The sequence below is a fragment of the Roseomonas sp. 18066 genome (assembly GCF_902706185.1).
In the GTDB taxonomy this organism is placed as follows: domain Bacteria; phylum Pseudomonadota; class Alphaproteobacteria; order Acetobacterales; family Acetobacteraceae; genus Pseudoroseomonas.
Window position 1 is genome coordinate 1 of record NZ_CACSJM010000209.1, and the last position, 8636, is coordinate 8636.

Consider the following 8636-nt stretch of genomic DNA (forward strand, 5'->3'; position numbering starts at 1 on the left):
GCCATGGCCCCCGCCATGCTGCAGGTGCAGTCGAGGCCGGTGGAGCCGTCGCTGCGCTACTGCGACCGCGCCCGGCTGCTGCAGGGCCAGGCCGGCCCCCCCGCCCCCGGCCGCGAGCACATGCCGATCTGGGAAAGCAGCCAGCAGGCCCAGCTCTGCGGCCGCCTCTGGGATGCCGAGGTGAAGATCGGCCTGGCGCAGGAGCGCATGAGCAGCTTCCTGCAGCTTTTCGCCCGGCCGGTGAAGCTGCTGCTGCAGCTGCTGCTGCTGCCCTTCACCCTGGTGGCCTTGCTGATCGACAGCATCCTGGGCTGGATCTACCCGGCCGCCCTGCCGACCATCGGCACCGGCGGCGTTCCCACCCCGATGCACAATCCGCGTCCCGACTGGTCCTGCGAGGATTTCGTCATGGCGCTGACCCGCCATGCCCTGCCGCTGTGCTTCACCCTGCTGGGCACCGGCATCTCCATCCTGCGCGACTGCAGCCAGCGCATGCACCGCTTCGAGCTGGTGCCGACCACCCTGCCGCTCGGCCTCAGCCGGCTGGCGCTCGGCCTGGCGGCGGGGCTCAGCATCGCGCTGTTCAACAGCCCGGACGCGCCGGCGGTCATCCTGCCCGGCCTGCCGCCGCCACCGCCGGCCGACGGCTATCTCTCCGCCCAGGCCCTGGCCTTCCTGGCCGGCTATGGCGTCGATTCGGTCTTCAGCTTCTTCGACAACCAGCTCAGCCGGCTGCGCGACGGCCCGGGCCCGCGGCCGCCCACGCCCCGCTCCTCTTGACCGAGCATCGCCGGCGCCTCGATCCTGGCGGCATGTCCGCCCCGCCCCTGATCGTGCTGACCGGCGCCGGCATCTCTGCCGAATCCGGCCTGGCCACCTTCCGCGACAACAACGGCCTGTGGGAACGCCACCGCGTCGAGGCGGTCGCGACGCCCGAGGCCTTCGCCCGCGACCCGGCCCTGGTCCATCGCTTCTACAATGCCCGCCGCGCCCAGCTGGCCGACCCGGCGATCCGGCCCAACGCGGCGCACCATGCCCTGGCCCGGCTTTTCGCCGCCTGGCCGGGACCGGCGCTGCTGGTCACCCAGAATGTCGACGACCTGCACGACCGGGCGATGCCGGGCTCCGCGGCGCTGCTGCACATGCATGGCGAGCTGAAGAAGATCCGCTGCACCGGCTGCGGCCATGGCCGCGAATGGGCCGGAGACCTCTCCCCCCAGACCCCCTGCCCGGGCTGCGCGGCGACCGGCACGCTGCGGCCGGATATCGTCTGGTTCGGCGAAATGCCGCTCGGCATGGAACGGATCGAGGCCGCCCTGCACTCCTGCGGGCTGTTCCTCTCGATCGGCACCTCGGGGCAGGTCTACCCGGCCGCCGGCTTCTGCGCGGCGCTGCGCGGGCGGGCTCGGACCGTCGAGCTCAACCTGGAGCCCAGTCTCGGGTCGCACCTCTTCTCCGAAGCCATCCAGGGGAAGGCTACCGAGATCGTGCCGGGCTATGTCGAGACCCTGCTGAGCAAGCAGAAACAGTAAGCGCGGGGGAAGGAATTCCCCCGCACCCCCATCTTCTTTCTGTCAGAAAGAATCAGCCTTCATTTTCCAGGCGGGCAATGTCGTCGTCGCTGAAACCGAAATGATGCGCGATCTCATGGATCAGCACATTGCGGACCAGCCGGAACAAATCCTCGCCCGTCTCGATCCATTCGACGAGGATCGGCTCCCGGTACAGGAAGATCATGTCGGGCTCGGCGGCGACGCCCATCACGCTCTTCTCGGTCAGCGGCGTGCCGCGATACAGCCCGGTCAGCTCCCAGGGGTGCTCGAGGTCGAGCGCCTCCAGCGTCTCGTCGTCGGGCACCTCCTCGACCAGGATGGCAGTGCCGCGCACCGCCTCCCGCAGCTGCTCCGGGATCGCCGCGAAGGCGGTCTCGGCCATGTCCTGCAGATCCTCGACGGAAGGCGGATGGTTGAAGCGCATCTCGGCCATCTACCAGACCCTCACCGGCACCGCGAGCCTCAGCCAGGCGGCAGCGGAGGCGACGGCGGCAGCGGCGGCACCACGGGCGCCACGGGGCGGCCATCGCGCAGCAGGTCGCGGATCTCGGCCAGCAGCTTCTCCTGCGCGGTCGGGCCAGCGGCGGCGGCCTTGGCATGGATGCGCAGCTTGGTCAGCACCCGCAACAGCCAGAAGATCGCCATGGCGACGATGACGAAGCTGATGATGGCATTGATGAACTTGCCGACCGCCAGCACCGCGGCGCCGCCCTGCCGCGTCGCCTCCAGCGACGGGCCGCGCTCGCCGCTCAGCACCACGAAGATATTGGAGAAGTCGACGCCGCCGATCAGCAGGCCGATCACCGGGTTGATCAGGTCCTGCACCAGCGAGGTGACGATGCCGGTGAAGGCCGCGCCGATGACGATACCCACCGCCAGGTCCACCACGCTGCCGCGCATGATGAAGGACTGGAATTCCGTCAGCCAGGCAGGCTTGGACACGGTGATCGGTGGCTTCATCGCGGGATCTCCTCGGCTTTTGCCGGAATGCTAACCTGGGCGGGACGCGGGCCAGCGGCCCGGTCCACACTGCCCGGCTAACGGCATGGCTGCCAAGCGGTTGCGGCCGCGCTGGACCTGCCTGGAAATCACCTCGGCTTGAAAGGCGACGCCGGGCGCAAGCCCGGCATCCTGTTCTTGCAGGCGGGGAAATTCCCCGCCCCCGCGTTACGGCGTGGTGCGCGGCGCCGGATTGACCGGGGTCGGCGCCATGCCCATGGCCGGCGCGGCGGTCGGGTTCGGGTTGGCCGGCGTGCCGCCCGGCTCCACCACCATGCCGCCGCCCATATAGGCGCCGTCGGCATTGGCGCGGGCCATGCGCGCATTGCTGCGCGGCGTGGTCGCGCTGCGGCGGCTGCGCGCATTGTCATCCATCGGCGTGCGCACCTCCGGGTTGCGCCAGACCGGCTTGCCCAGGTTCACATCCGAGGGCGACGTCGTGTAGCCGGTCACCGCGCCGGCGCCACCGCCGACCACCGCGCCAACCGCGGCGCCCACCGGGCCGCCGAAGGCGCCGACGCCGGCCCCGGTCGCGGCACCCGCGGCGGCGCCGCCCTGGACGCGATCGCGCTCATTGGTTCCACAGGCCGCCAACGCCAGTGACAGGGCCGCGGCACCCAGGATTTGCAGTCGCATGGTCTTCACTCCCTCTGTCTGGTGCAGAATGAACGCGGCCAAAGCGACAAGGTTGTGCTGGGCTGATAGGCAGGCTGCAGAAAATTTCGGCAATGTATTGGTCACACGCCGGCAGGGTCAGCCGATCCGGAAGGTGTCGATCAGCTTCTGCCCCTCGGGGCCGGCCTTGGCGATCCATTCGGCGACCATCACCTCCGACACCCGGGCCAGGCCCTGGCGCAGCGCCGGCGTGGCGGGGCGGATCTGCACGCCATGCTCGGCCAGCACCGCCTCCCGCCCGCGATGCTCGCCCCGCGCCAGTTCCCAGCCGCGCTTCTCGGCCTGGGCGGCGGCGCGCAGCACGATGCCGCGCAGCGCCTCGGGCAGCGCCTCCAGCGCGCGGGTCTGCAGGAACACCGCGTTCTTGGTCCAGGAGAAGCCGATCTGGGTGAAGATCCGCAGGAAGTCCCAGGCGGCGATATCCACCCCGGTCGCCGCCGAGGTCACCATGCTGTCCACCAGCCCGGTGCGGAAGGCGTGGCGCAGCTCGGCCGCCTGCACCAGCAGCGGCGTCGCGCCGACCAGGGTGGCGAAGCGCTGGGTCTGCGCGTTGTAGGTGCGCAGCCGCAGGCCGTGCAGCGCCTCCACCGTCTCCACCGGCACGTTGCTGAAGATGCCGGAGGGCGGCCAGGGCACGGTGTAGAGCAGGGTCGAGCCGGTGCGGCGGAAACGTGCCTCGACCAGCGGCCGGGCCAGCGCCGCCAGCCGTTCCGCCTGGCCGAAGCCGGCGACCAGCTGCGGGATGGCGTCGAGCTCGAACAACGGGTCTTCCTGCCCATAGGCCGAGAGCAGGATCTCGCCGATCTGCGCCTGGCCGGTCTGCACGCCGCGGCGGATCTCGGTCATGCCGAGCAGGGCCGCGTCGCTGTGCAGCCGGAATTGCAGCCGGCCTTCGCTGTCCTGCGTCACCTGCTCGAGGAAGGCCTGCAGGTTGCGGGTGTGGAAATTGCCCTCGGGATAGGCCGAGGCGACCTGCCAGCGGGTCTGGCCCTGGGCCAGCCGCGGCGCCGCCAGCGCCAGGCCGGCGCCCATCAGCAGCCGCCGGGGCAGGACCGATGCGGGGCTCAGGCTCATGGCATGCCTCCGGCCGGGGAAGCCGCGGCACGCCGCGGCTGTAGCCTCAACCGTTCAGCCCTGCCGGCGTGGCACGCCGCGCGCAAAAACCCCGCCTCCCCGGCATCACACCGTCGAGGTGACGAATTCGCGCAGCTCCTGCGCCTCCTGCTCGGCCTCGGCGATGCGCGCCTTCACCAGGTCGCCGATCGAGATCATGCCGGCCAGCCCGCCGCCTTCCTCCAGCACCGGCAGATGGCGGACGCGGCGGTCGGTCATCATCGCCAGCGCCTCGCCGATCGGGGTGGTGGGGGTGATGGTGTACAGCAACCGGGTCATCAGCTGCTGCGCCAGCAGCTCGCCGGCGGCGGCGGCCTGGCTGGCCAAAGCACGGACAATGTCGCGCTCCGACACGATGCCCAGCACCTGGCCGGCCGGGTCGCGCACCAGCACGGCGCCGATGCGGTGCTGCGCCAGGGTGCGGGCGATGGCCACGGCATCGTCGGCCGGGCCGACCGAGACGACCTGCGAACCCTTGCCGTTCAGGATCTTGGCGATGGTCATGGCGACATCTCCCTGATCGGGACCGGATCGGGGAAAACCGCACCCGACCGCTTCACGCCCCGGTTGATTGAGGTGAAGCCTGCGTGACGCCGCCGTAAGAAGTCCAGATTAATCACCGCTGCCGCGGTGCCGCATCACGCCGCTGTGCTGCCCAGCAGCAGCGCCGCCTCGGCCTGGGCGCGGTGGATCGACAGCACGAAAACCTGACGGTCGCGCCGCAGCAGCCCGTCCAGATCGGCCCCGGTCAGCAGCGCCAGCAGTGCCGCCTGGCCGCCCTGCGGCAGCGCGGTGGTCAGCCCCATCAGCTGGCCCTGCCGGTCCACCACCGGCCCGCCGGAATAGCCCATCAGCGCCGGCATCCGCGCGGTGAAGCCGCGGCCATAGCCGGGCATCTCGGCATCCGGCGCCTCCACCCGCCCGGCCGCGACCGAGGCGCCGATGCCCGGCGCGCCGGCGGCCCAGACCGCCTCGCCCGCGGTGGGCAGCAGGCTGCCGGCCACCGGCGGCGGCGCCAGGAAGCCGGGACCGACGCGCAGCACGGCCAGGTCCATCCGGCCGCTGCGGCCGACCAGCTGCGCCGCCACCTCCGCCCCGTCGCCGCGGCGGAGGGAAAAGCCGCCCTGGTGGCGGCCCAGCACATGGGCGCAGGTCAGCACGTGATGGTCGCCGAAGCCGACCACGCTGCCGCGATCGGCGCCCTCCTGCCGCAGCACGGCGAAGCCGGTGGCGGCGATGCGCTCGGCCGGGGTGCCGATCGCCTCCCGCGCCGCCGGCACAGCGCAGGCCGAGAGCAGCGCCCCCGCCCCGGCCACCAGGAAACCGCGCCGTCCGATGGCCGCACGCCGCATGCGATTCGAACCCCTCTTCGGGCGCGATGATCAACCATCCGGTTAGATCCGTCGCGCAATGGCCTCTGATCGCTGGATTCACGAATTCGTGAATTCGCCAGCGGCCTCACGTTAGGGGGAGGATCTTTGCTCGGGGATTAACGCCAGCGCCTCAGCCGCCGGGTCGCGGAACCGCGGCGCCGGGCCGGCGAAGGCTCAGAACCGGATGCCGGCGAGCAGCAGCATCACCACGATCAGGATCAGCGCCAGGGCGGCATCCAGCCCGACCCCGCGCGGCGCCGCGGCGGGCGGCACCGGCAGGGGCGGCGGCGGCTGCCAGCGCGGCAGCGGGCCGGCATCGTTGGCGGGCGGCGGCGGCGGGCCATAGCCCAGCGCCACCCGCTCCAGCCCGGGCAGGCTGTTGCGGCGCCAGACCACGCGCAGGCCGCGTTCCGGCAGGCCGGCGTCAGGCATCGGGCGTCACGCTCCGCGGCAGGTCTCGATGATGCAAGGCGTCGGGCCGGGTCACCGCCTGCTCTCCCCCGCCGGCGGCGGGTCCGCACGGCGCAGCGGGCAGCATAACCCGATTTCCCGGCACGGCGCAGCCGGACGCTGCGCCGTGCCGGTCACGTCAGGCGGCGGGCGGCGGTTCGGCGGTGGCGACGGGCACCGGCTCGATCATTTCCTCCGCCTCGCGCTTCAGCCGCAGGTAGGAGCGCAGCGACAAGGGCAGCATCGAGGTGTAGATCAGCCCGGCCGCGGCCAGCGCCGCCCAGGGCTCGCTGACCAGCAGCGCGGCATAGGCGCCGACCGAGAGCAGCAGCGGCAGGATGTATTCGCGCCGCACCTTGAAGTTCTTGAAGGACCAGGTCGGGAAGGTGCTGACCAGCATCAGCGCCGTGCCGATCAGCACGATGGCCACGAAAAGCGGGTGGCGCACCGCCGCCGCCAGGCTGTCCCAGCCCCAGCCGGAGAAGGCCAGCGAGGCGAAGACCGGGAACATGCCGAGCAGCGCGCCGGCCGGGGCCGGCACGCCGGTGAAGAAGCTCTGCGAATAGGCCGGCTTCGGCGGCGGCCCGGTCAGCGGCATCGGCCCGGCATCCAGCGTCGCGTTGAAGCGCGCCAGCCGCAGCGACATGCAGACCGCGAACATCACGCAGGGCACGAAGCCGAGGCCCCGGTAGTCGTGCATGGTCCACTGGTAGAGGATCATCGCCGGCGCCACGCCGAAGGACAGGAAGTCGGCCAGGCTGTCGAATTCGGCGCCGAAGCGGCTGGTCGCCTTCAGCAGCCGCGCCAGCCGGCCGTCCAGCCCGTCGATGGCGCCGGCCAGGATGATGAGGCCCGCCGCCGGCTCCCACCGGCTCTCCAGCGCGAAGCGCATCGCCATCAGCCCGGCGCAGAGGCCGAGCAGCGTCATGATGTTCGGGATCAGCCGGTTGAAGGACTGGCCCTGGAAGCGCGGACGCTGGCGTGCGGCGAAGCGGAAGCGGCGGGGGCGCGGCGGTCGCTGCATCAGGCGGGCTCGCCCGGCATGACGAAGGCCTTGGCCGGCGCCGGCTCGGGCGGCGGCGTCAGATCGGCGATCACCGTCTCGCCGCCGATCATCGTCTGGCCCTCGACCACCAGCGGGCGGACGCCCTCGGGCAGGTACAGGTCGGTGCGGCTGCCGAAGCGGATGATGCCGAAGCGCTCGCCGACGCGCAGCGGGTCGCCCTCGCGCACGTCACACAGGATGCGGCGCGCGATCAGGCCGGCGATCTGCACCACCGCGATCTCCCGCCCGTCGGGCAGGCGCATGGCCAGGGCGTTGCGCTCGTTGTCGGTGCTGGCCTTGTCCATGTTGGCCGAGAGGAACTTGCCGTGGTGATAGGCGATGCGGGTGACCGTCGCGGTGCAGGGGCTGCGGTTCACATGCACGTCCAGCACCGACAGGAAGATCGCGACCCGCCAGCGCGGCGCGTCGCCGAGGCCGAGCTCGGCCGGCGGCACCGCCGGGCGGATGCTGACCACATGTCCGTCGGCCGGGGCCACGAAGACCGGCCGGTCCGGCACCACCCGTTCCGGATCGCGGAAGAAGTAGAGGCAGAACAGGGTGAAGCCGAGGCCCAGCCAGAACAGCCAGGAGCCGCCGACGAGGCCACCGGCCAGGAGGCCGACCACGGCCACCGCCGCGCCGCCGATGATGAAGGGCCGGCCTGCCGGATGCGGCGGGGCCAGGACCATGCGAAGGCTTTCAAGGAGCGCCATGATACCTGCGGTTATGGTCGGTCGCGGTCGCGCAAACAACCCTCGCCCGAGGGGCAGGGTTGCAGGCGGCGCCAGCGTCGGCGTTGAAGGGAACGGTTTCGGGCCGCCCGGCCAGCCTCAGCTGGGCGGCAGGACAAAAACCTGGCCGGGATAGATCCGCGTCGGATCGCGGATCTGGTCGCGGTTGGCGCGGTAAATCACCGTGTAGCGCATGCCACGGCCATAGCTGGCGCGGGCGATGCGCCACAGGCTGTTGCCGGGCTGCACGGTGACGCGGCCTTCGGCGGCGACCAGCTGGCGCGGCTCGCGCTGGAAGGGCAGCTCCAGCCGGGCGGTCACCTGGCCGCGGGCGCCGATCTGGTCGAGCCGCAGCGTGTGCATCCCCGGCTGCGGCTGCGCGGCGGCGGCGGGCGTCAGGCTCCAGCGGCCCTCGGCATCGGGGGTGGCGTCGCCGATATGGGCCTGGTCGACATAGAGCCGCACCAGCGCGCCCGGCGGCGCGGCGCCGGCGAAGCGCATGTCGCCGTCATCCTCGTAATCGACCACGTCCAGCGCCAGGCCGCGGCGGGCCAGGGGCGCGGCGGCGGCGGCCGGCGCGCCATTGCTGGCGACGGGACGCGGCGCCGGGGCGTCGCCCTGCAGCAGGCGCGGGGTGGCGCTCGCCCCCGGGGCCGGCAGCAGCACGGCGACCGGGCCGGGCGCGGGGTCGGCGGCG

At 72.1% G+C, this 8636-nt stretch carries 12 protein-coding genes; 2 read left to right on the forward strand and 10 right to left on the reverse strand.

Annotation, left to right across the window (positions count from 1 at the left end; genetic code table 11):
- Window positions 1-780 (forward strand): hypothetical protein (locus GVN67_RS26630; RefSeq protein WP_160000344.1); only part of this gene is annotated, 780 nt, incomplete at its 5' end.
- 32 nt (window positions 781-812) lie between these two features.
- Window positions 813-1532 carry an NAD-dependent deacylase gene (locus GVN67_RS26635; protein WP_160000345.1) on the forward strand — a complete coding sequence of 240 codons (720 nt, stop codon included), beginning with the start codon at window positions 813-815 and terminating at the stop codon, window positions 1530-1532.
- Between the two features lie 52 nt (window positions 1533-1584).
- On the opposite strand, the gene GVN67_RS26640 is transcribed toward GVN67_RS26635, so the two are convergent.
- The 10 genes from GVN67_RS26640 to GVN67_RS26685 form a co-directional block, all read right to left on the reverse strand.
- Window positions 1585-1977: a metallopeptidase family protein gene (locus GVN67_RS26640; RefSeq protein WP_160000355.1), complete on the reverse strand. Its 393-nt coding sequence runs from the start codon at window positions 1975-1977 to the stop codon at window positions 1585-1587.
- Window positions 1978-2015: 38 nt separating this feature from the next.
- Entirely contained in the window at window positions 2016-2513 is a 498-nt protein-coding gene (gene mscL, locus GVN67_RS26645) for a large-conductance mechanosensitive channel protein MscL (RefSeq protein ID WP_160000346.1), read from the reverse strand.
- A 207-nt stretch (window positions 2514-2720) separates the two neighbouring features.
- A complete protein-coding gene (locus GVN67_RS26650; protein ID WP_160000347.1) occupies window positions 2721-3188 on the reverse strand; it encodes a hypothetical protein in 468 nt (155 codons plus the stop codon).
- Between the two features lie 117 nt (window positions 3189-3305).
- On the reverse strand, window positions 3306-4301 hold the full coding sequence (locus tag GVN67_RS26655) for a TRAP transporter substrate-binding protein (RefSeq protein WP_160000348.1): 996 nt from the start codon (window positions 4299-4301) through the stop codon (window positions 3306-3308).
- A gap of 105 nt (window positions 4302-4406) precedes the next feature.
- Window positions 4407-4844 carry a CBS domain-containing protein gene (locus GVN67_RS26660; RefSeq protein WP_160000349.1) on the reverse strand — a complete coding sequence of 146 codons (438 nt, stop codon included), beginning with the start codon at window positions 4842-4844 and terminating at the stop codon, window positions 4407-4409.
- 134 nt (window positions 4845-4978) lie between these two features.
- Window positions 4979-5692 carry a serine protease gene (locus tag GVN67_RS26665; protein ID WP_160000350.1) on the reverse strand — a complete coding sequence of 238 codons (714 nt, stop codon included), beginning with the start codon at window positions 5690-5692 and terminating at the stop codon, window positions 4979-4981.
- 195 nt (window positions 5693-5887) lie between these two features.
- Complete coding sequence (locus GVN67_RS26670; RefSeq protein WP_160000351.1) at window positions 5888-6145, reverse strand: hypothetical protein; 258 nt, start codon at window positions 6143-6145, stop codon at window positions 5888-5890.
- 157 nt (window positions 6146-6302) lie between these two features.
- Window positions 6303-7187 carry a phosphatidylcholine/phosphatidylserine synthase gene (locus GVN67_RS26675; RefSeq protein ID WP_160000352.1) on the reverse strand — a complete coding sequence of 295 codons (885 nt, stop codon included), beginning with the start codon at window positions 7185-7187 and terminating at the stop codon, window positions 6303-6305.
- Window positions 7187-7921, reverse strand: a complete 735-nt coding sequence (locus GVN67_RS26680) for a phosphatidylserine decarboxylase (RefSeq protein WP_160000353.1) — start codon at window positions 7919-7921, stop codon at window positions 7187-7189. The genes GVN67_RS26675 and GVN67_RS26680 overlap by 1 nt, the downstream gene beginning before the upstream one ends.
- 117 nt (window positions 7922-8038) lie before the next feature.
- A partial coding sequence (locus GVN67_RS26685) for a LysM peptidoglycan-binding domain-containing protein (RefSeq protein WP_160000354.1) occupies window positions 8039-8636 on the reverse strand: 598 nt, incomplete at its 5' end.